At 60.4% G+C, this 20,800-nt stretch carries 22 protein-coding genes; 12 read left to right on the forward strand and 10 right to left on the reverse strand.

Annotated features, from left to right (window positions below; translation table 11 throughout):
• Nucleotides 1–19 precede the first annotated feature (19 nt).
• Both C5L13_RS13255 and C5L13_RS13260 read right to left on the reverse strand, forming a co-directional pair.
• Nucleotides 20–1,027 carry an NAD-dependent epimerase/dehydratase family protein gene (locus tag C5L13_RS13255; RefSeq protein WP_105383754.1) on the reverse strand — a complete coding sequence of 336 codons (1,008 nt, stop codon included), beginning with the start codon at nucleotides 1,025–1,027 and terminating at the stop codon, nucleotides 20–22.
• A 94-nt stretch (nucleotides 1,028–1,121) separates the two neighbouring features.
• Nucleotides 1,122–1,517, reverse strand: a complete 396-nt coding sequence (locus C5L13_RS13260) for a response regulator (protein ID WP_105383755.1) — start codon at nucleotides 1,515–1,517, stop codon at nucleotides 1,122–1,124.
• Between the two features lie 277 nt (nucleotides 1,518–1,794).
• On the opposite strand from C5L13_RS13260, the gene C5L13_RS13265 reads away from it, so the two are divergent.
• A complete protein-coding gene (locus C5L13_RS13265) occupies nucleotides 1,795–2,193 on the forward strand; it encodes a DUF1236 domain-containing protein (RefSeq protein ID WP_105383756.1) in 399 nt (132 codons plus the stop codon).
• A gap of 56 nt (nucleotides 2,194–2,249) precedes the next feature.
• Here the strand turns inward: C5L13_RS13265 and pncB are convergent, their stop codons facing one another.
• The 7 genes from pncB to C5L13_RS13300 form a co-directional block, all read right to left on the reverse strand.
• On the reverse strand, nucleotides 2,250–3,554 hold the full coding sequence (pncB, locus tag C5L13_RS13270) for a nicotinate phosphoribosyltransferase (RefSeq protein WP_105383757.1): 1,305 nt from the start codon (nucleotides 3,552–3,554) through the stop codon (nucleotides 2,250–2,252).
• A gap of 165 nt (nucleotides 3,555–3,719) precedes the next feature.
• Nucleotides 3,720–4,055, reverse strand: coding sequence for a hypothetical protein (locus C5L13_RS13275; protein WP_105383758.1), 336 nt, complete (start codon nucleotides 4,053–4,055; stop codon nucleotides 3,720–3,722).
• A 77-nt stretch (nucleotides 4,056–4,132) separates the two neighbouring features.
• Entirely contained in the window at nucleotides 4,133–5,083 is a 951-nt protein-coding gene (locus C5L13_RS13280; protein WP_105383759.1) for a 2-hydroxyacid dehydrogenase, read from the reverse strand.
• Between the two features lie 15 nt (nucleotides 5,084–5,098).
• The gene (locus C5L13_RS13285; RefSeq protein ID WP_105383760.1) at nucleotides 5,099–6,727 is read right to left on the reverse strand and encodes an ABC transporter ATP-binding protein; all 1,629 of its coding nucleotides are present in this window, start codon (nucleotides 6,725–6,727) and stop codon (nucleotides 5,099–5,101) included.
• A 4-nt stretch (nucleotides 6,728–6,731) separates the two neighbouring features.
• The gene (locus tag C5L13_RS13290) at nucleotides 6,732–7,880 is read right to left on the reverse strand and encodes an ABC transporter permease (protein WP_105383761.1); all 1,149 of its coding nucleotides are present in this window, start codon (nucleotides 7,878–7,880) and stop codon (nucleotides 6,732–6,734) included.
• Nucleotides 7,880–8,962 carry a microcin C ABC transporter permease YejB gene (locus C5L13_RS13295; RefSeq protein ID WP_105383762.1) on the reverse strand — a complete coding sequence of 361 codons (1,083 nt, stop codon included), beginning with the start codon at nucleotides 8,960–8,962 and terminating at the stop codon, nucleotides 7,880–7,882. The genes C5L13_RS13290 and C5L13_RS13295 overlap by 1 nt, the downstream gene beginning before the upstream one ends.
• 136 nt (nucleotides 8,963–9,098) lie before the next feature.
• Nucleotides 9,099–10,937, reverse strand: coding sequence for an extracellular solute-binding protein (locus tag C5L13_RS13300; protein ID WP_105383763.1), 1,839 nt, complete (start codon nucleotides 10,935–10,937; stop codon nucleotides 9,099–9,101).
• A gap of 185 nt (nucleotides 10,938–11,122) precedes the next feature.
• Here C5L13_RS13300 and mepA point away from each other — a divergent pair, with 185 nt between their 5' ends.
• The 9 genes from mepA to C5L13_RS13345 all read left to right on the forward strand — a co-directional run bounded on the left by mepA (nucleotide 11,123) and on the right by C5L13_RS13345 (nucleotide 18,854).
• Nucleotides 11,123–12,178: a penicillin-insensitive murein endopeptidase gene (gene mepA / locus C5L13_RS13305; protein WP_105383764.1), complete on the forward strand. Its 1,056-nt coding sequence runs from the start codon at nucleotides 11,123–11,125 to the stop codon at nucleotides 12,176–12,178.
• 116 nt (nucleotides 12,179–12,294) lie between these two features.
• Complete coding sequence (locus tag C5L13_RS13310) at nucleotides 12,295–12,675, forward strand: methylglyoxal synthase (RefSeq protein WP_105383765.1); 381 nt, start codon at nucleotides 12,295–12,297, stop codon at nucleotides 12,673–12,675.
• A gap of 8 nt (nucleotides 12,676–12,683) precedes the next feature.
• Nucleotides 12,684–13,706, forward strand: coding sequence for a glucokinase (locus tag C5L13_RS13315; RefSeq protein WP_105383766.1), 1,023 nt, complete (start codon nucleotides 12,684–12,686; stop codon nucleotides 13,704–13,706).
• Nucleotides 13,684–14,118, forward strand: a complete 435-nt coding sequence (locus C5L13_RS13320; protein WP_158693445.1) for a hypothetical protein — start codon at nucleotides 13,684–13,686, stop codon at nucleotides 14,116–14,118. The genes C5L13_RS13315 and C5L13_RS13320 overlap by 23 nt, the downstream gene beginning before the upstream one ends.
• Before the next feature lie 87 nt (nucleotides 14,119–14,205).
• On the forward strand, nucleotides 14,206–14,547 hold the full coding sequence (locus C5L13_RS13325) for a hypothetical protein (RefSeq protein ID WP_105383768.1): 342 nt from the start codon (nucleotides 14,206–14,208) through the stop codon (nucleotides 14,545–14,547).
• Nucleotides 14,548–14,679: 132 nt separating this feature from the next.
• On the forward strand, nucleotides 14,680–16,467 hold the full coding sequence (locus C5L13_RS13330) for an ABC transporter ATP-binding protein (RefSeq protein ID WP_105383769.1): 1,788 nt from the start codon (nucleotides 14,680–14,682) through the stop codon (nucleotides 16,465–16,467).
• Nucleotides 16,468–16,541: 74 nt separating this feature from the next.
• Nucleotides 16,542–17,252, forward strand: coding sequence for a YrbL family protein (locus C5L13_RS13335; RefSeq protein ID WP_158693446.1), 711 nt, complete (start codon nucleotides 16,542–16,544; stop codon nucleotides 17,250–17,252).
• A gap of 123 nt (nucleotides 17,253–17,375) precedes the next feature.
• Nucleotides 17,376–18,194 carry a 4-hydroxy-tetrahydrodipicolinate reductase gene (gene dapB, locus C5L13_RS13340; protein WP_105383771.1) on the forward strand — a complete coding sequence of 273 codons (819 nt, stop codon included), beginning with the start codon at nucleotides 17,376–17,378 and terminating at the stop codon, nucleotides 18,192–18,194.
• Nucleotides 18,195–18,218: 24 nt separating this feature from the next.
• Nucleotides 18,219–18,854 (forward strand): 2,3-bisphosphoglycerate-dependent phosphoglycerate mutase, encoded by a 636-nt coding sequence (locus C5L13_RS13345; protein ID WP_105383772.1) that lies wholly within the window; start codon nucleotides 18,219–18,221, stop codon nucleotides 18,852–18,854.
• Nucleotides 18,855–18,893: 39 nt separating this feature from the next.
• On the opposite strand, the gene phnF is transcribed toward C5L13_RS13345, so the two are convergent.
• Nucleotides 18,894–19,634 (reverse strand): phosphonate metabolism transcriptional regulator PhnF, encoded by a 741-nt coding sequence (gene phnF, locus C5L13_RS13350; RefSeq protein ID WP_105383773.1) that lies wholly within the window; start codon nucleotides 19,632–19,634, stop codon nucleotides 18,894–18,896.
• An 83-nt stretch (nucleotides 19,635–19,717) separates the two neighbouring features.
• Between phnF and phnG the strand changes: the two genes are divergently transcribed.
• Together phnG and phnH are read left to right on the forward strand one after the other, a co-directional pair.
• Entirely contained in the window at nucleotides 19,718–20,191 is a 474-nt protein-coding gene (gene phnG, locus C5L13_RS13355) for a phosphonate C-P lyase system protein PhnG (protein WP_105383774.1), read from the forward strand.
• Complete coding sequence (phnH, locus tag C5L13_RS13360; protein WP_105383775.1) at nucleotides 20,191–20,793, forward strand: phosphonate C-P lyase system protein PhnH; 603 nt, start codon at nucleotides 20,191–20,193, stop codon at nucleotides 20,791–20,793. Before phnG ends, phnH begins: the two co-directional genes overlap by 1 nt.
• Nucleotides 20,794–20,800 lie beyond the last annotated feature (7 nt).

Below are 20,800 nucleotides of genomic sequence, written 5' to 3' on the forward strand. Positions count from 1 at the left end.
CCCTGACTCCCTGACAAGATCAATCGATCTCGGTGCGGTGATCGAGATACCATTCGACGAAAGCCCTGACGCCCTCGTCCAGCCCGGTTTCGGGCTTGCGGCCGGTCAGTGCAACGAGAAGATCGGGGCTTGCATAGGTCCGCGGCACGTCGCCCTTCTGCATCGGCAGCATCTTGCGCCTGGCCGGTTTTCCCATGATCCGTTCGATGGTTTCGACGAAATCCATGAGGCCGGCCGGTTGCCCACCGCCGATATTGACCACACGGAACAGGCCCTGGCGGGACAACGTATCGACATCTGCAACGCGATTGTCTTCAGCGGGATAGATGCGTGAGAGATCGATGATCGAATCCACCAGATCGTCGATATAGGTGAAATCCCGGCTCATCTTGCCTTCGCCGTAGATCTCGATCTCGCGCTCCTCGATCATCGCCTTGACGAACTTGAAGAGCGCCATGTCCGGACGGCCCCATGGGCCGTAGACGGTGAAAAAGCGGAAAGCGGTGATCGGCAGCTTGTAGAGATGAGCATAGCTGTGGGCCATCAGCTCCATGCTCTTCTTCGTGGCGGCATAGAAGGTCAGCGGTTCGTCGGCCTTGTCCGTCTCGCGGAAGGGCACATCCGGATTGGCGCCGTAGACGGAGGAGGTGGAGGCCAGCATCAGATGGCCTACGCCATGGGCGCGGGCGAGCTCCAGGATATTCCAGGAGCCTACCAGGTTCGAATCGAGATAGGCCTTGGGATTTTCGAGGCTGTAGCGGACGCCGGCCTGGGCGGCGAGATGGACCATGACATCGGGCTTGAAGCCCAAGATCGCCTTCTCCAGCAGCGGCCCGTCCTCGAGCATCCCGATCACCGGCTGGAAGGTCGGAAACTGGGCGAGGCCCGCATGCCGGGCCTCCTTCAGCCGCAGGCTGTAATAGGGCGTCATCCCGTCGAAGCCGAGGACCTCGTGCCCCTGCTCCAACAGGCGCCGTGCCAGATGGAACCCGATGAAGCCTGCCGTCCCGGTGATGAAATAACGCATTGATAAACCCGCTGCTGCCGTGGCACCTCCCATACAGCGGAAGCCGCGGCCTGTCATCCGCTGGTTCGGCAGCTATTGCTGGCCTCGGCAATGTTTAGTGGAAGAGACGCAATCTTGCGGGCGGTGTGCCGGGGCGACCATTCTTGCGGTCGACGGCGAACTGGATCAGGTCCATGGAAGCCTGGTCAGTCAGCGGTTTGGCCATGACGCCGAGGACACCGGAAACACCGGAGGCAACAAGGCCCGGATTGCCCGTGATCATGATCACGACGATGCCATATTCAGCAAGCGCCTTGGCGATCTCCGGCCCGGTTTCGCCGTCGGCAAGGCGGACATCTACGAAGGCGATATCCGTATCTCGGGTATAATTCAGTGCCACCGTCATGTCCGGCGCAATGCCCACCACATCGTGACCACTCCGGTGAATAGCATCCTCGATATCCATCGCCACCAGCAGGCTGTCTTCGACGATAAGGAAACGGTATTCCATACAAGAACCTCCCGGCTTCAGGAAAACAAATAGAATCCGATCCTTACTTGGCAATAGGAGGAGCGTTTTCGGCATGTTTTTTTTGGCGGGCACGAGCCGACATCGTTAACAAGCGCCGAAACTTCAAACCAAGATAAAAGCTCCTCTCCAAAGTCACTCAGGGCCACCGCCGCCGCTCTCCCAAGTTTTCATCCGCTTACGAAAGGTTACAACCGCATCGGAACCGGCCGAAGGTTCAAGGGTTATCTGCTCGGAAGCTCAACGAAGGAGAAGAACTATGAAAAAGATTATTCTGACTTCCTGCGCCATTCTCGCCGCTTGCTTTGCTACTCAGGCAGGCGCACAACAAGGCACTGTTAACGGTGCGGCCGGCGGTGCAGTAACCGGCGCGATCGTCGGCGGGCCTGTCGGCGCAGCAGTCGGCGGTGTCGTCGGTGCCGTGGCCGGCACAGCGATCGACCCGCCTCCGCGCGAGGTCATCACTTACGTGGAAGAACAGCCCGCTCCGAGCACATCCGTCGTGGTGGAAGAAAAGATCGTGGTCGGCAAGCCTCTTCCGAAGAAGGTGGTCGTGACCCCGGTTCCAAGCAATCCGAAATACGGTTATGCAGTCGTCAACGACCAGCGCGTAATCGTCGACCCGCAGTCCCATACGGTGGTTCAGGTTATCCAGTAACCCAGCCAACCCGATGATACAGGCCCTCCACACAACCGGAGGGCCTGTTTTTTTCCTCAGACGAATACCGCCTGATCGACGCGGTCTTCCTGCCCGAAAAATTTCAGATAGCGCTCGACCTCCGCCGGATCGCCGGTGGCCTTTCGCAGATTGTCCGAAAGCTTGACGGCCGGCCGCCCATTGGCCTCGCTGACTTTGCAGACGAGCGAGATCGGCTTCAGACTTTCGACGTTTTGCGGTGCGCAGCCGGCAAAATCGTTGGTGAGGTTCGTTCCCCAGCCAAAACTCATCCGGACCCGGCCCTCGAAGTGGCGATAGGTATCGATGATGGCATCGACATCGAGCCCGTCCGAGAAGATCAGCAGCTTGCTCTTTGGATCACGACCCATCCGCTGCCACCACTCGATGATCTTTTCTCCGCCCTCGACGGGAGGCGCGCTGTCCGGGCGAAAGCCGGTCCAGTCAGCCACCCATTCCGGAGCATCGCGCAGGAATGCCGTGGTGCCGAAAGCATCCGGCAGAACAATCAACAGGTTGCCGTGATAGAGCCGGTTCCAGTCCTTGAGGACCTTGTAAGGGGCAGCCCGCAGTTCCTCGTCGCTGTTGGCCAGGGCTGCCACGACCATCGGCAGTTCATGAGCGTTTGTGCCGACGGCTTCGAGGTCGGAATCCATGGCGAGCAGCACATTGCTGGTGCCGGTGAAAGCCTCGCCAATTCCTTCCTTCAGCGCCTCGACACACCAGCGCTGCCAGAGAAAGCTGTGGCGCCGCCGCGTGCCGAAGTCGGAGATGCGAAGCCCCGGCAGGGTGCGCAGCCGCTCGACCTTCTCCCACATCTTGGCTTTTGCCCGGGCGTAGAGAACGTCCAGGGCAAACGGGCCCATGCGCCGCATGGCCGCGCGCGAGCGGAGTTCGTTGATGATGGCGAGTGCCGGGATTTCCCAGAGCGTGGTTTCCATCCAGCGGCCATGGAAGCTCAGCTCGAACTGTCCGTCGCGTTTGGACAGCTCGTATTCAGGCAGCTTGTAGGTGGAAAGCCAGTTCAGGAATTCCGGCTCGAAGATCTGCTTTTTGCCGTAGAACGTGTTACCGGCCAGCCAGATCATTTCTTTCTTCGAAAGCCCGACAGTGCGGGCGTGATCGAGCTGCTCGCGAAGCATGCCCTCATCGATCTCTTCCGCAAGCTTGACGCTGGTCGTGCGGTTGATGAGAGAAAAGGTCGCGTCGACGTCCGGATAGAGCTTCCAGATCATCTGAAGCATCAGGAGCTTGTAGAAGTCCGTATCGATCAAGCTTCGGATGATCGGGTCGAGCTTCCAGGTATGATTGTAAACCCTGCTCGCAATATCGGTCTTGGTCATGCCCTGCCTGCCCCCGATCCGCTACGGACCGGCTCCGCCGAGTGAGATGCATCCGGAGGCAGCGGCTGATCAACCTCCGGCAGTTTTATCGAAAAAAAAGCGGAGGAAGTCCAGAACGCAATTCGGCCGCGACGGATCGCGGCCGAATGATGCCGATAGCGGCTCTTATGGGTTGTTGTTGGCAGGAGCGCCCGCGGGCGGTGTCGGGGCCGGCGGATTGGCAGGATTGGCCGAAGGCGCGGCATTCGGATTTTCCGGCGTCGTGCTGGCTGCAGGTGGCGTCGCCGTCTGTTCCGCCGGCGGATCCGTCGCCTCGCCCCACCATTCCGCAGCACCCCATGCGAACAGCGCGAGAACGAGGCCGGCCACCAGCACGATCAGGACTGGCGAGCCTTTTCGTCCCTGACGGGCTTCCGTCGCGCTCATCGGTTCCTCCACGGAAGAACCGGTAAGGTTTGGGCGGCGGTCTGCAGGCTCCTTGGGATCGAAACGGGTGTTCATGATTTCGCTCCTTGTCTGCCGGAATGCCCGGCTCTTGCGCAAGAAACGGCCTTGGAATGGGAATGTTCCGACGAGGATCAGTAGCCGGAGCGGCGGTCGACGACGTTTTGCAATGGCTCGCCCTTCTCATGACGTTCCATCTGGGCCTGCGCATTGCGGAAGAGCGCCCGGACATCAGAGGCCGAAGCGGCATGCGGCGTGACGATGACGTTCTCCATCCGCCACAAGGGGCTGTCCGTCGGCAGCGGCTCCTTTTCGAACACATCGAGCGACGCGCCGCCGAGAACTCCGGCCTCAAGTGCGGCGACAACGTCGGCCTCGACCTGGCTGCCCCCACGGCCGGCATTGATGAAGACCGGCCTTGCGAGCGCCCCACCCTGCCGAAGCCTGGAAAACAGCGCCGCGTTGAAGATACCATGCGTATCCGGCGTCAGAGGCAGAAGACCGACGAGTATGTCCGTCCTGGAGAGGAATGCGTCCAGTTCGCCACCATCGAACGTCTCGATGCCGTCGATCACCTTCCTGCTGCGCGACCAGCCGATGACGTTGAAGCCCATGATCTTCAGCTTCCTAGCCGAGTCCTGCCCGAGCACGCCGAGGCCCATCACTCCGACTGTCAGATCCTTTGCTTCCGGTTGCGAAAGTTCGCGCCACTGCCGCTCGCGCTGCTGCTTCAGATAGGCCGGCACCTGACGCAGATGGCTCAAGGCCTGCAGCACCACCCACTCGCTCATGCGGGTCGTCAGGCTTTCGTCCACGAAACGAACGATCGGGATATCCGGCAGATCAGGCAGCGTAAGGATGTGATCCACGCCCGCTCCACCCGAAAACAGTACCTCCAGATTTGGAGCCCGCTGAAACAGGTTTGGGTCCGGTTTCCAGATGATCGCATAACGGGCTTCAGACAGATCAAGGTCCGGATCGGAGGCACGCAGCACGGGCCAGCCGGAAAAAGCATTGGCGAGTGCGGCGTCGACCTCGCGGCGCTCGAATTTGAGATCGATGACGATGGGCTTTTTGGCGGGCATGATGCTACCTTGGGACTACTGGCTGATGGCAGAGGTCTCCACTGCCTCTAGATTGAAAGCGGCGGCCATCAGGGCGCGCGTATATTGCTCTTTCGGCGCTTTGAATATCCGCTCGGCCGGCCCCTCTTCCACCACCTTGCCGAGCCGCATGACGATCACATGATTGGCAAGCGCCTTCACCACCTTCAGGTCGTGGCTAATGAAAAGATAGGCGAGATCGTGCTTCTTCTGCAGGTCGCGCAAGAGGTCGACCACCTGCGCCTGCACGGTCATGTCGAGTGCGGATGTGGGCTCGTCCAGCATGACGAAACGCGGCTTCAGGACCATGGCGCGGGCGATCGCAATCCGTTGCCGCTGGCCGCCGGAAAACTCGTGCGGATATCGCCAGCGTGTGGCCGGATCGAGTCCGACTTCCGCCAGCGCCCAGGCGACACGTTCATCCCGTGCGTCGGCGGAGAGGGAGCGCTCGTGCACCTTCAGTCCTTCGGCGATGATCTCTCCGACGGACATGCGGGGGCTGAGCGATCCGTAGGGGTCCTGGAACACCACCTGCAGCCGGTCGCGGAAGGGCAGCATCTCCTTGAACGAAAACTTGTCGATCTCGCTGCCGATAAAGGCGATGCGGCCTTGAGACGAGATGAGACGAGCAAGCGCCAATCCGAGCGTGGTCTTGCCGGAGCCCGACTCCCCGACGACTCCCAGAGTTTCGCCGGCACGTAAGGTAAGATCGATGCCGTCCACCGCCTTCACGTGGTCGACAACCCGCCGCATCAGGCCTGCCTTGATCGGAAACCAGACACGGATGTCCTTGCCTTCCATGACGACCGGCTTCGTCGGGTCGGCCGGCGGCGGTTCGCCGCGCGGCTCGGAACCGAGGAGGTGGCGGGTGTATTCGTGCTGCGGACGGGTGAAGACATCCTCGACTGTCCCACTCTCCACGATCTTGCCCTTGGTCATCACGCAGACGCGGTCGGCAAATTTCCGGACGATGCCGAGATCATGGGTGATGAACAACATCGACATGCCATGCTCGCCCTTGAGGCTGCGCAGGAGGTCGAGGATCTGCGCCTGAACGGTGACGTCGAGTGCCGTGGTAGGCTCGTCGGCGATCAGCAGTTTCGGCCGGTTCGCCAGGGCCATGGCGATCATCACACGCTGGCGCTGGCCGCCGGAAAGCTCGTGCGGATAGGCCGTCAGCCGTTTCTCGGGCTCGCGGATGCCTACCTGGTTCAGCAGTTCGAGCGTGCGGATCCGGGCGATCTGGCCGCTGATGCCCTTGTGCAGTTCAAGAATCTCGCCGATCTGCTTTTCGATCGTGTGGAGCGGATTGAGCGATGTCATCGGCTCCTGGAAGATCATCGTGATGTCGTCGCCGCGGACATTTCGGAGTTCCGGCTCGGAGGCCTTCAACAGGTCCTTGCCTTCGAAAAAGATCTCGCCGGACGGATGACTTGCGGCCGGATAGGGAAGAAGCTTCAGGATCGAATTGGCCGTGACCGATTTGCCGGACCCGGATTCTCCCACAAGCGCCACGACCTCGCCCGGATGGATATCGAACGATACCCTGTCGACGGCAAGCGACGTATTGCGTCCCTGATGGAAGGCGACTGACAGATCACGGACGGAAAGGAGCGGTTCTTTCATGGGCTCAACCGAACGTCTTTCTTGGATCGAAGGCGTCGCGCACCGCTTCGCCGACGAAGATCAGCAGCGACAGCATGATCGACATGGTGAAGAAGGCGGTCAGCCCCAGCCAGGGTGCCTGCAGGTTGTTCTTGCCCTGCGCGACCATCTCGCCCAGCGAAGGAGAACCCGGAGGCATGCCGAAGCCGAGGAAATCGAGCGAGGTAAGGGTCGCGATCGAGCCGGACAGGATGAACGGCAGGAAGGTGAGCGTCGCCACCATGGCATTCGGCAAGAGATGCCGGTACATGATGGTCCAGTTGCCGACACCGAGCGCACGCGCCGCCCGCACATATTCGAAATTGCGGGCTCTCAGAAACTCCGCCCGCACGACGCCGACGAAGCCCACCCATGAGAAAAGCAGCATGATGCCGAGCAGGACGAAAAAGCCGGGCGGCAGGATCGCCGCGATGATCAGCAGGATGTAGAGAACCGGCATGGACGACCAGATTTCGATGAAGCGCTGGAGAAGAAGGTCCGTCCAGCCTCCGAAATAGCCCTGGATCGCGCCGGCCGTGACGCCGATGATCGCCGAGCAGATGGTGAGCGCCAGGCCGAACAGGACCGAAATACGGAATCCATAGATCATCCGCGCGGTCACATCGCGCGCCTGATCGTCGGTGCCGAGCCAGTTCAGGTTGCCGAGGATGCAGTTGGGATCCTGATCGCCTTGCGGATAGGCCTTGCAGCGATCCCCTTTCGCCATCATCCAGAACGGCTCGGTGGGCGCCGAATGGGGAATATTGGAGTTGACCGTCTGGTAGGAGTAGCGGATCGGCGGCCAGATCATCCAGCCATTGGCATCGATCTCCTGCTGAATGAAATCCGACCGATAGTCGGTGGTGGCCAGAAAGCCCCCGAACTTCTCCTCCGGATAATCGACCAAGACCGGGTAAAGCATCTCACCTTTGTAGGAGGCAAGGATCGGCCGGTCATTGGCGATGAACTCGGCCATCAGGCTCAGCACGAACAGGATCATGAAAATCCAGAAGGACCAGTAGCCGCGCTTGTTGGCACGGAAGTTGTCCAGCCGTCTCCGGTTGGTCGGGGAAAGCCAGGGCCGCCTGGGCGGCCGTTCCACCGGAGCCGTGGTCTTTGCGGCGGATGCCTCCATCAGACATCCCTCCGCTCGAAGTCGATGCGCGGATCGATCCAGGTATAGATCAGGTCGGAGATCAGGGCGACGATGAGCCCGATCAGCGAGAAGATGTAGAGCGTGCCGAAGACGATCGGATAGTCGCGATTGACGACCGCGAGGTAGCTCAGCCGGCCCAGACCATCGAGGGAGAAGATATTCTCGATCAAAAGCGATCCGGTGAAGAAGGCGGAAATGAAGGCGCCGGGAAAGCCCGCGATGACGATCAGCATGGCGTTGCGGAAGACATGGCCGTAAAGCACCTGGCGCTCGTTGAGGCCCTTGGCGCGGGCGGTCACGACATATTGCTTCTTGATCTCGTCAATGAAGGAATTCTTGGTCAGGAGCGTCGTGGTCGCGAAAGCGGAGAGCGAAAGCGCGATCAGCGGCAGGGTCAGATGCCAGAAGTAGTCGAGGACCTTTTCCCACCAGGAAAGCTCGGAAAAGTTGTCCGAGACGAGGCCGCGCAGCGGAAACCAATCGAAGAAGGAGCCGCCGGCAAAAAGCACGATCAGCAGAATGCCGAACAGGAAGCTCGGCACCGCGTAACCGACAACAATGATGCCTGAAGTCCAGACATCGAAGGTCGATCCGTCCTTCACCGCCTTGCGGATGCCAAGCGGAATGGAGATCAGATAGGAGACCACGAGAATCCAGAAGCCGAGCGAAATCGACACCGGCAGTTTTTCGCCGATCAGTCCGATCACGGACGTGTTGCGGAAGAAGCTCTCGCCGAAATCGAAGCGGATGTAGTTCCACATCATGTTAAGGAAACGCGTCAGCGGCGGCTTGTCGAAGCCGAACTGCTGTTCGAGTTTCTTGATGAATTCCGGATCGAGGCCCTGGGCGCCGCGATAGCGGGATTCTTCCCCGCCACCCTGGCTCAGCACGTCGCTGCCACCACCGGAAAGCCGGTCGCCGGTATCCTGCCCCTGGAGCTGGGCAATCACCTGCTCTACGGGCCCACCGGGCGCAAACTGCACGACAAGGAAAGAGATCGCCATGATGCCCACAAGCGTCGGTATCATCAGCAGGAGACGGCGGAGGATATAGGCGCCCATTAGAACTCCCTGTCCGTCATGGCGAACTTTGCCCCGCCGCGCATCTCAGCGAACGTCAAATGGCGTTTTCCTCGTCCCTGCCTGCGAATCATCTGGTCCCATTTGGAACAGGAGCCGGCTTGCGGCGCAAGTCTCCTCACTTGCCGGCACTCTTCGACCACCAGATTCCTGGAAATCCTATGCCATAGGCGGGCAGTTCGGCGGGCCGGGCAATCCTGTTCCAATAGGCGATCTTCGCTTCGCCGGAGTAAAACATCGGAATCACGAAATGATTGGCGAGCAGAACGCGATCGAGCGCCTTTACCGCCGCCACCTGCTCCTCACGGTTGGGCGCGGCGGTGATCATGCGGATAAGCTGATCGACCGCCGGATCGGCAATGCCAGCATAGTTACGCGAGCCGATACGACTGACCGATTCTGAGCCCCAATAATCAGACTGCTCATTGCCGGGATTCATCGTCTGTGCCCAGACGCCATACATCATGTCGTAATCGAAGCTTCGGACCCGGTTGACGTATTGCGAAGCATCGACGGTTCGGATGCGGGCATCGACGCCTATCTTCTTCAGGCTCGCCACATAGGGCAGCACCGTGCGCTCTTGCGATGGGCTGTTCAACAAGATTTCGAAGCCCATGGGTTGCCCGGTCTTGATGTTGACCATCCGGTTGCCCTTCAGCTCCCAACCGGCTTCCTTGAAGAGCGCAACGGCCTTTCGCAGGTTGTCGCGCACCTTCTGCGGGTCACCACCGACGGGATTGGTATAAGGCGTCGTGAAAACTTGCGGAGGCACCTTGTCCTTAAGGTCCTTCAGGATCTCCAGTTCGCGTCCCTGCGGCAGGCCGGAGGAAGCGAGCTCGGTGCCCCAGAAAAAACTGTCGACACGCTTCAGACCGCCATAGGCAAGGTTCTTGTTGAGATCCTCGAAATCATAAGCGTAGTTCAATGCCTCACGCACCCGAGCATCCTTGAAGATTTCCCGGCGGATGTTCGGCACGTATGCCTGCATTATGCCCGTAGCCCGAAACGGGTTGGTGAGCGCTTCGCGTATCACCCGGCCGTCCTTCACCGCATCGAAATCATAGCGAGTGGCCCAGCGGCTCGAACTGTTTTCCTGCTGGTAATCAATATTGCCCGCGCGAAATGCTTCGAACTCGACGTCGCGATCGGCGAAATAGGTATAGCTGATCACCTTGAAATTGTATTGACCGACATTGATCGGCAGATCCTTGCCCCAGTAGTCGTCCCGCAGTTCGTAGCGAATGGTCGAGCCGGGCTGGAAGGAAGCCATTTTATAGGGACCGGAACCCATGGGAGGTTCAAGCGTCGTGCGGGAGATATCCCGCTGCTGGCCTTGGGCAGTCTTGCCCTCCCACCAATGCTTCGGTAGCACCGGAAAATCGCCGACGATGGAGGGTAGTTCGCGATTGTTCTTTTCGTCGAACCGGAACGTCACCTCGCGCTCGCCCGTCTTTTCCGCCACGGTTACGTGCCGGTAGTAGTTCGAATAAAGCGCGCTATGCTCCTTTGCCTTTTCGAAGCTGAAGATCACGTCCTCCGGCGTGACCGGCTGGCCATCCGCCCATTTCGCTTCCGGACGGAGGCGGAAGGTCACAGACGACATATCTTCCGGATATGAGAGTGCCTCGGCCAACAGGCCGTAAGAACCGAAAACTTCGTCCTCGGAATGCTTCAAAAGCGTATCGAAAAGATTGCCAAGTCCAACCGCCGGCGTACCTCGGTCGATGAGGGGATTGAAATTGTCGAAGGTCCCTTCCTCGGAAAGGCGCAATTCCCCAGCCTTCGGCGCATCGGGGTTCACATAGGGAAGCCGTTTGAAGTCTGCCGGCAGTTTCGGCTCGTCGAGAACAGCAATTGCGTGCCGCCATTGCGGCTCTTGCGCCGCGGCGGGCGCGGTCATCACTGCAATTGCTATGAGGAAGGTTCCAGAGATCACCTTCAGTCGAGCCAAATTCATTCGCTATCCCTTGTTCAAATTCTTTGTTGCGTCGAAGCATAGGGCAAAAGGCGGCAAAAAACAGGAACTCATGCTCACAAGCGCTTTATCTGCCGCATATAGACAAACCTCTTTCGATCTCCATTTCACCAAAATCCTATTTCACAGTAGATTCAAAGCTACCGAGTGATTTGCGGCGGATGGGCATGGCATCGATTTCGCGTTCAATTATTTTGCAGGCGGTTGCGTCCGCCTTTCTTTGCACGGCATTGGCCGGACCTTCGACGGCACAGGAGGGCACCCCGGCAAAACAGCTTTTCGGCGGTGTGACGCTGCCGAGCAAGACGGATCCCCAGCCGGTCGGTTTCTATGCCAAAGGCTGCATGTCGGGCGCAGTGGCCCTTCCGACCGATGGTCCGACCTGGCAGGCGATGCGCCTTTCACGCAATCGGCGCTGGGGCAATCCGCAGATGATTGCGCTTCTGGAGCAGTTTTCCCGCGACTCGACAAAGCTCGGCTGGGGATCTGGAATCCTTGTCGGCGACATTTCGCAGCCACGCGGCGGTCCGATGTTGTCCGGCCACTCGTCGCACCAGATCGGCCTCGACGCGGATATCTGGTTCACGCCCAAGCCCGACCAACCGCTTTCGCCGCAGGAACGTGAGAGCATGCCGTTCACCTCCATGCTCGACAAGAGCAAGTTCCTGACCGTCGATCCGAAGCGTTGGACAACCACCCATGCCCGCGTGGTGATGCAGGCGGCGAGCTATCCGCAGGTGGAGAGGGTTTTCGTCAACCCGGCGATCAAAAAGAAGCTCTGCGAGACGTGGACAGGCGACCGCTCGCTGCTCGGCAAAGTACGGCCGATCTACGGCCACGACGAGCACTTCCACATCCGCATCCATTGCCCTGCCGGAGCATCCGGCTGCCAGAAGCAGGCGCCGGTCACAGCCGGTGACGGGTGCGACAAGTCGCTTGCCTGGTGGTTTACCAAGGAACCCTGGGCGGCACCGAAACCCGATCCGAACAAGAAGCCCGTGAAGCCGCGGCCCGTCATGCTGTCTGATCTGCCGAAGGCTTGCGCAGCCGTGCTCGCGGCCCCTGCGCGTGCCGAAGAGGAAGCGACCTTCGGCGGCGGCGCCATGGCCTTCACCTCCCAGCCGGCCTCGTCCGCGCCGGCTCGCAACATCGAAGCGATCATCAACGATCCGCCCGTGCCGACTGCGGAGGTTCCCCTCCCCAAGCCCCGGCCGCTGCAATAGCCATGGACAAAGCCGGCGCTTGAAAGCGTCGGCGGCTCCCCCACCTTCCCAAGAACAGTCGGGCACGCTAGAAGCGGGTAAATCGATTGAAACCGTTCCTGGGAGAAGGCTCGTTTATGTCGCCCAAGCCGTGTATCGCGCTGATCGCGCACGACGAGAAAAAGGACGACATGGCGGATTTCGCCCGCCATCATCAGGGCTCGCTCTCCCGTTTCCGCATCGTCGCCACCGGCACGACAGGCGGCCGCGTTCAGGATGCCTGTCCGAGCCTCGACGTTACACGGTTGAAAAGCGGCCCGCTCGGCGGGGACCAGCAGATCGGCGCGATGATCGCCACCGGCGAAGTCGATATGCTGATCTTCTTCATCGACCCCTTGAGCGCACTGCCGCATGACGTGGATGTCAAGGCGCTGACACGGCTTGCCACCGTCTACGACATACCGATGGCACTCAATCGTGCTACAGCCGAAAAACTCATCGATTTTCAGAAGGACTAAGCCCCGCGATGGCCGACAGCATGAAGACCGACAAGCTGCCCTTTCCCATCCTGATCGGCGATATCGGCGGCACCAATGCCCGCTTCTCCATCCTGATCGACGCCTATGCGGAACCAAAGGCCTTTCCGAACGTCCGGACAGCGGACTATCCGACCATCGACGACGCGATCCAGGCGGTGGTGCTCGACAACACGTCCGTCCAACCGCGTTCCGCGATACTTGCCGTCGCCGGTCCGATCGATGGTGACGAGATCGACCTGACCAATTGCGACTGGGTCGTGCGTCCCAAAGCGATGATTGCCGATCTCGGCTTCGAGGATGTTCTGGTCGTCAATGATTTCGAGGCGCAGGCCCTGGCCGCTGCCGCCCTCCCGGAAGAATATCGCGAGACCCTCGGGCCGAAAGGCGAGTCGCATATGGCTTCCCGCGTCGTGCTCGGACCCGGCACCGGCCTCGGCGTCGCAGGCCTCGTTTACGCCCGCCACATCTGGTTTCCGGTTCCGGGCGAAGGCGGGCATGTGGATGTCGGCCCCCGGTCGGAGCGGGATTTCGAGATCTTTCCCCATCTTGAGAGGATAGAGGGCCGCATTTCAGCGGAAGAGATCCTGAGCGGCCGAGGCATCGTCAACATCTATCAGGCCGTCTGCGCCGCCGACGGACTTGAAATCGCCTTCTCCGACCCCGCAGACATCACCGCAAATGGCCTCAATGGCACCAATCCGCAGGCCGTCGAGACGCTTTCCCTCTTCGCCACCTATCTTGGCCGCGTAGCAGGCGACATGGCGCTGATCTTCATGGCGCGCGGCGGTGTCTACCTCGCCGGGGGCATTTCCCAGAAGATCCTTCCTGCCTTGAGAGCGCCGGCTTTCCGGGCCGCGTTCGAGGACAAGGCACCTCATAGCGAGCTGATGGCCACGATCCCGACCTTCGTGGTGACCCATCCGCAGGCGGCACTGGCCGGGCTTGCAAGCTTCGCCAGAACCCCCGCCGCCTACGGAATTTCCATGGATGGCCGCCGCTGGCAGGCGTGAACCCTCTTGTATTCTTTCAATTTTTGGTGGAGTAACCTCCCTTCTGGGGAAGGGACTTATTTTAATGTTCGCTAATGTTTTTCGTGGCTTAGGCATTGTTGCCATCTGCTTGTTTCTTTCCGGATGCTTGACTCCGGAAAAATACGAAGCCCTGTCTACCGCGCTCCAAGGCAGCGCCTCGCTACGGGCGAAGTTCACAAGCCAATGCATCAATGATCGTCATTTGTGGTCCAGTGAATCGCGCACGGGCCTCGCGACGATCGTGACAGCCTCCGATTCCCGGAACAAACGCCTGATCTGCGAACGTTTGACCAACGGTATCGCATCGGGCCGCCTCACCTTGAAGGACCTGAACTCCTTCAGTGACGAGTTTCTGACGCCGAACGCGATCAGAGTTCTTCGCGGAAAATAAGCCGCGGGGCGCAGGTCGATCCAGGCTTCAACTTCATCGTTTGCGGATGCCCCCGGTTTTGGCGCGGAGGCTAACAGAGGAAGATTTATGTTTGCCAATGCTTGCCGGATGTTTGCGATCGCCTGCATGACGGTGGCGCTTGCCGGATGCATGACGCAGGAGCGATATCAAACGGTTTCCACGGCTCTCGAAGGGAGCGCCGCGCTGCGGGCAAAAACGATTAAAGAATGCACCAGGAGCGAGTGGAACCCGAAAACGACCGAGAGTCTCGCTCTTGTGATGGATGTTTCCGAAAACAAGGTCCCGCACCTTGCGTGCCAGCGTGTCGTCAACGCGATCGCTTCAGGTAAGCTGAGCTATGAGGACCTTGAGAAGGTTCGGCAAGGCAACATAACAGCCAAGATCGTCAGGATCATGCAGGACCGCTGACGGCGATAGCAAAGCTTGCCGGAATGCAACATTTCTGTCGAATCTTGACCTGCCGCTTTCAAAACGCGGTCCGAACGGTTAATACCGCCGGCACATGAAGCTGCCGGCCGATGGGCCGAAACGGGAAAGCCTTTGAAAGCCGCCAAGAATATCAAACGACAAGTCGATTCAGAGACCGTTGTTGCCGTATTGAAGCGCGTGATTGCCGAAAACGGTCGCGCTCATATCCGCGGTTATGCCTTCGCGATATTCTGTCTCGCCGTCGTGGCGCTGTCGACGGCATTTACCGCCTGGATCATGGAGTCGGTGGTCAACGAGGCTTTTGCCAACAAACGCGCAGATGTCGTTTGGCTGATCTGCCTCTCCATCTTCACTGCCTTCGTGCTTCGAGGTCTCGCGACCTATGGCCATTCGGTGACACTTTCGAAGATCGGCAACAATATCGTCGCGAGCTACCAGCGAAGGCTCTTTTCGCACCTGATGACGCTGTCGGTCGGTTTCTTCAACGAGTCGCGCTCGGCTCATCTGGCGGCCCGGATCAGCCAGAACATAAACGGCATCCGCGACGTCTTGAACCTGACCGTGACGTCGACGGCGCGCGATCTTCTGACCCTTGTTTCGCTGATCGGCGTGATGATCCTGAAGGATTGGGTCCTGTCGCTCATCGTTTTTGCCGTCGCGCCACCGCTGTTTCTGGCTCTTCGCTACGTGTCCAAACGTCTGCGCGCGGCAACGAAGGAAGCGATCGTGCTCAACAGCCACGTGCTCGGGGCAACCCAGGAAACGATCCTCGGCATGACCATCGTCAAATCCTTCACGATGGAAGAGGAGTTGGCGCGCAAGCTCGAAAAGATCATCCGGGCCGCGGAAAACCGCGCAAACCGTATTGCGCGCCTCACCGAGCGGACGGCACCGCTCACAGAAACCTTCGCCGGCTTCGCCATCTCGAGCGTGCTGGCCTATGCCGCCTTCCGTTCGATCTACGACAACATTCCCCCCGGAGCTTTCTTCGCTTTCGTGACGGCGCTGCTGATGGCCTACGACCCTGCACGCCGCCTGGCGCGGCTTCAAGTGCAAATGGAGCGGGCGGTGGTAAACGCCCGGATGATCTACGAGCTTCTCGACATGGAGCCGCGTCAGCGCGATCTGCCGGACGCCAAGGATCTTGTCGTGACGGAGGCAAAGATCGAGTTCAGGGATGTCCGTTTCGGCTATGGGGCCGACAGCGTCCTCAACGGCGTGAGCTTCACGGCCGAGGGGGGAAAGACCACTGCCCTGGTCGGACCGTCGGGAGCGGGAAAGTCGACCGTCATCAGCCTGATCCCGCGTTTCTACGATCCGGTGGGAGGGGCGATCCTGATCGATGGGCAGGATATCGCCCACATCACCAAAAGATCGCTGCGCAGCCAGCTCGCTTACGTTTCGCAGCAGCCCTATTTGTTCGAGGGCACGATCCGCGACAACATCCGCTACGGCCGCCCCGATGCCACGGACCTCGAAGTGGAAGAAGCCGCTCGCCTGGCCTATGCGCATGACTTCATCATGGATCAGCCAGAGGGCTATGAAACCCCCGTTGGCGAAAATGGCGTAACCCTTTCAGGGGGCCAGCGGCAGAGACTCTCCATCGCCCGCGCTCTTGTTCGCAACGCGCCCATTCTACTCCTGGACGAAGCGACCTCCGCCCTCGACACCGAATCGGAGGCTACGGTCCAGAAGGCGCTCGACGAGGTCATGCACGGCCGCACCGTCGTCGTCATCGCCCATCGGCTGTCCACAGTCGTGCGAGCAGACAAGATCATCGTGATGCAGCAGGGCAAGGTCGTTGAAGAAGGCGACCACAATTCGCTGATACAGATGAACAACGGCATCTATGCCCGGTTGAACAATCTCCAACGGACATCCGGCTCCGAACTCTTTTAGGTAAGCGTAGCTCGTTGATCTGTCTTCGCAGGTTTGTTACAGTTTTGTGACGGGCGCTGCCGGGGGATTCTTCATTGTTTGCATCATCTTTAGACTTAGCCGACGGTTGGTCGAAGATTGCCGAAGGCTCCGCACGAGACGTCTACGCGTCCGCGGACTATCCGGACGTATTGTTGAAACTCGTCAAACCGGAATGCATCGGCGTGAACGGAAGCCGCAAGACCAGGCACAAGCTCCTGTTCTTTCGCAAGTACCGCCGGTTCGGGGCGTATATGACGTTCCGCCGCGAGTTCGACGAATATCTGGAGCAGGCGAGAAAATCTGCCCAATGGAACTCTGAAGATCTTCCCATCGCGAAGGTTTTTGGTCTTGTTCATACATCCTTGGGGCTCGGTCTCGTTGTCGAGAAGGTTCGCGACCGGAACGGCCAGCTAGCGCCGACGCTTCTTTCACTTGCACGCTCAGGAAAGCTGACGCAGCGGCATTATGACATGCTGGCCGAGTTCTTCGAGGAATGTCGCAAGAGGCATATCGTGCTGATGGACAAGACGCCCGGCAACTTTGTCGTTGCTCCTAAAGCCGACGGCGGCGAGCACATCGTCTGCATCGACGGCACCGGTGACAAGAGCCTCTTCAAGCTTTATTCCGCGAGCCGCTACTTCAATGGGCTGAAGCTGGAGCGCTATCACCGCAAGGTGCTTTGGAAGATGGCAAAGGCCATGCAATCGAAACCCCAGCCTGAACGTCTCGACCCGAGACCGGACGCGATCAAACTCGCCGGCTGACGGACCGCGCGACCGGTCCAGGGCGGTGTCGCCTTGACCTGCCGAAAGTTCCGTGCAACCAGACCTCTCTGCTATCGACGCGGCATGGAGCAGATGCCGTGATGTGTCGGCTGGTGAGGCGGAATGAGCAATAGCGACATGAAACTCGTAGTGGTCGGGGCGGCAGGCCGGATGGGTCAGGCCCTGATCCGAGTGATCCATGAAACCGAAGGCGTAAAGCTGCATGCGGCCGTCGGGCGGGAAGGTTCGGCCTTTATCGGCAAGGATGCCGGAGAGCTCGCCGGTGTCGGACCGCTCGGAGTTCCAGTCACCACCGATCCCCTACAGGCCTTCCTGGATGCGGAAGGCGTGCTCGATTTCACCACGCCGGCAACAAGCGTCGCGTTCGCCGGTCTTGCTGCGCAGGCACGTATCGTCCATGTGATCGGAACGACCGGCTGCTCGGTCGGGGACGAGGAGAAATTCCAGGCAGCCGCCCGCCACGCCCGCGTCGTCAAATCCGGCAATATGAGCCTCGGCGTCAATCTGCTCGGCGTCCTGGCCGCTCAGGCGGCAAAGGCGCTGCCGGCCGCGGGCTGGGACATCGAGATCGTGGAAATGCACCATAAGCACAAGGTCGACGCGCCGTCCGGCACCGCGCTGCTTCTCGGCGAAGCGGCGGCCAAGGGTCGCGACATCGATCTGGCCAGCCAGTCGGTGCGCGTACGCGACGGTCACACTGGGCCGCGCCCTGCCGGAACGATCGGCTTTGCGACGCTGCGCGGCGGCTCGGTCGTCGGCGACCATTCCGTCATCCTTGCCGGGGAAGGCGAACTCGTGACGCTCTCGCACAGCGCGCGCGACCGCTCGATCTTCGCGCGCGGCGCCGTCACGGCAGCGCTCTGGGCGCGTGACAAGAAACCCGGTTTTTATTCGATGCTCGACGTGCTCGGGCTTTCCTGAAATCCACCTGGAGGAATTGATCTTATGAGTGGAACTCTCGTCCTTGTTCGCCACGGCCAGAGCGACTGGAACCTGAAGAACCTTTTCACCGGATGGCGAGACCCGGACCTCACGCCGCTCGGCATTCAGGAGGCCGAGGCCGGTGGCCAGGCGCTTGCCGATACGGGCATCAAGTTCGACATCGCTTTTACTTCGGTGCTGAAGCGCGCCCAGGATACGCTGAAGATCGTGCTCGACAAGGTCGGCCAGCCGGATCTCGAAACCATCCGCGACCAGGCGCTCAACGAGCGCGACTACGGCGATCTTTCCGGCCTCAACAAGGATGATGCCCGTGCCAAGTGGGGCGAGGAGCAGGTGCATATCTGGCGCCGTTCCTATGACGTGCCGCCGCCTGGCGGCGAAAGCCTGCGCGACACCGGCGCCCGCGTCTGGCCCTATTATCTGACCGAAATCCTGCCGCGCGTGCTGCGGGGAGAGACAGTACTCGTCGCAGCCCACGGCAATTCGCTGCGCTCGCTGGTGATGGTGCTCGACCATCTGAGCAAGGAAGAGATCCTGAAGCTCAACCTCGCAACCGGCGTGCCGATGGTCTACAAGCTGAACCCGGATTCGACCGTCGCCTCCAAGGAAGTCCTTGGCGACATGTCCGGCGCCCACTGAGGCGGGCCCCCTCTCACGATCGAGACCTGAGCGAGCCGTTCAGTTCTCGATCGTGAACTGAACGCTGTCGGCCGGAAACCGGCTGACCGCATATTGAATCGGGATCCCGTCCGGATCGGTGTTCAAGGCTCGGGCAATCAGAATGATCGCTCCCGGCGACAGGCGCAGATCTACGCGATCCTGTTCATCGGCATGGCTCGCCGTTATTTCCGTCCAAACTCGCAGATAATCGGGAAGACCAAGCGCCTTGAAGGCCACGGTGATCGAACCGCTGTCTCGATAAGCCTCCGCAATCCCTGCGAAGCGGGCAGCTGGAAACCATGCGGTAGACCGTGAAACCGGCCGGCCGTCCGCCTTGCGCAGAGTTTCCAGCCGGATCACCGGAGCGCCCTCCACAAGGCCCAGCGGCGTCGCCACGCTGGATGAGGCCGGCTCTTCCCCCGACTGGAGAAGCAGACCTTCCTTTTCCCGCGCCTGATCGCCGATGCCCTCATTGAACCGCGTGCGGCGCGTGATCGGGAAATTCAGGCGCTCCTTGCGCTCGATCAGGGTGCCGCGGCCTTGTACGGCACGCACGATGCCTTCTTGCGCCAGTGCCGCAAGCGCACTTCTCACCGTATGACGGTTGACCCCGAACTGCGCGGCCAGCACCATTTCCGGCGGCACCTTGCCGGCGGCGTCGTATTCGCCATTGGCGATCGAGGCACGGATTCGGTCCGCGATCTGCCGCCAGAGCGCCACGCCGTTCTGCCGCTGAACGTTCACTTGCCCCACATCCATGTCACACGCTTGTTATATCCAAAGGTTACAGGTAAAGTAACTTGTATGGTTGTCTATATTAATAGACATTTAGAGGTTTGGCAATGGACCTGGCAAAAGAAATCGAGCCGACTGCTGATATCGATGGCCGCCGTCGCACGGCTGGCCTCTTGGCAGAGGCCAGCGCGGATGAGCTGCGGGCCGCCTGGGACAAGCTTCCCGACAAACCCGACGTGAAAGCCGTCCGCGGACCGGAAACCGGCCTCGTGATGGTACGTGGGCGGATCGGCGGCGGCGGCGCCCCGTTCAATCTCGGGGAAGCCACCGTGACGCGGGCAACGGTCCTTCTTCCGTCCGGCGTTGCCGGCCACGCGCATGCGCTCGGTACCGACAAGATAAAGGCGCGACTTGCGGCCATTTTCGACGCGCTTTGGCAGGAAGAGGCAACGCGGAGCTTCGTGGAAAGCGCCCTGCTCGGTCCGGTAGAGGCGCGGGTCGCGGCGGAAGACAACCGGACAGCCGAGGAAACGGCCGCCACCCGCGTCGATTTCTTCACCATGGTGCGGGGGGAGGACTGATGAACATCAAGACGCAAGCTCTATCCGGCGGGTTTCAGGAACCCGTATTCGAGTCGCAGGGCGTGTTTCGCATGCTGATGAACGGCATGGCGCGACCGGGGACGATCCACACCATCACCACGGATATCGGACAGCCCGAACCACTCGGCGAGGCTGCGGGCGCAATCGCGCTGACGGTCTGCGACCACGACACCCCGACCTGGCTGAGCGCGGGCCTCCTCAAGTCGCCGGTGGCCGAGTGGATCGGTTTTCATACCGGTGCGCCAATCACGCGCGAGAAGGCGGAATCCCGCTTTGCGTTCGTGGAGGCCGGCGTGGCACCCTCCTCCTTCGGCCTCTTCGCCGCCGGGACACAGGAATATCCCGACCGCTCCACGACGCTGGTGATCGAGATCGGCGCGTTGGGCCAGGGACAGGCTCTGACGCTGAGAGGCCCTGGCATTCAACAGGCGACGACAGTCAAGCTGAAAGGCCTGCCGGAGGTCTTCCCGCGGCTCTGGGCCGACAACCGCGCGCTCTTTCCGCGCGGCGTCGACGTCATCCTGACGGCGGGCAAGAGCCTGTTGTGCCTGCCCCGGACCACGAACATCGCGGTCCAATGAAAACCGC

This window comes from Neorhizobium alkalisoli, from assembly GCF_002968635.1.
Taxonomy (GTDB): Bacteria; Pseudomonadota; Alphaproteobacteria; order Rhizobiales; family Rhizobiaceae; genus Neorhizobium; species Neorhizobium alkalisoli.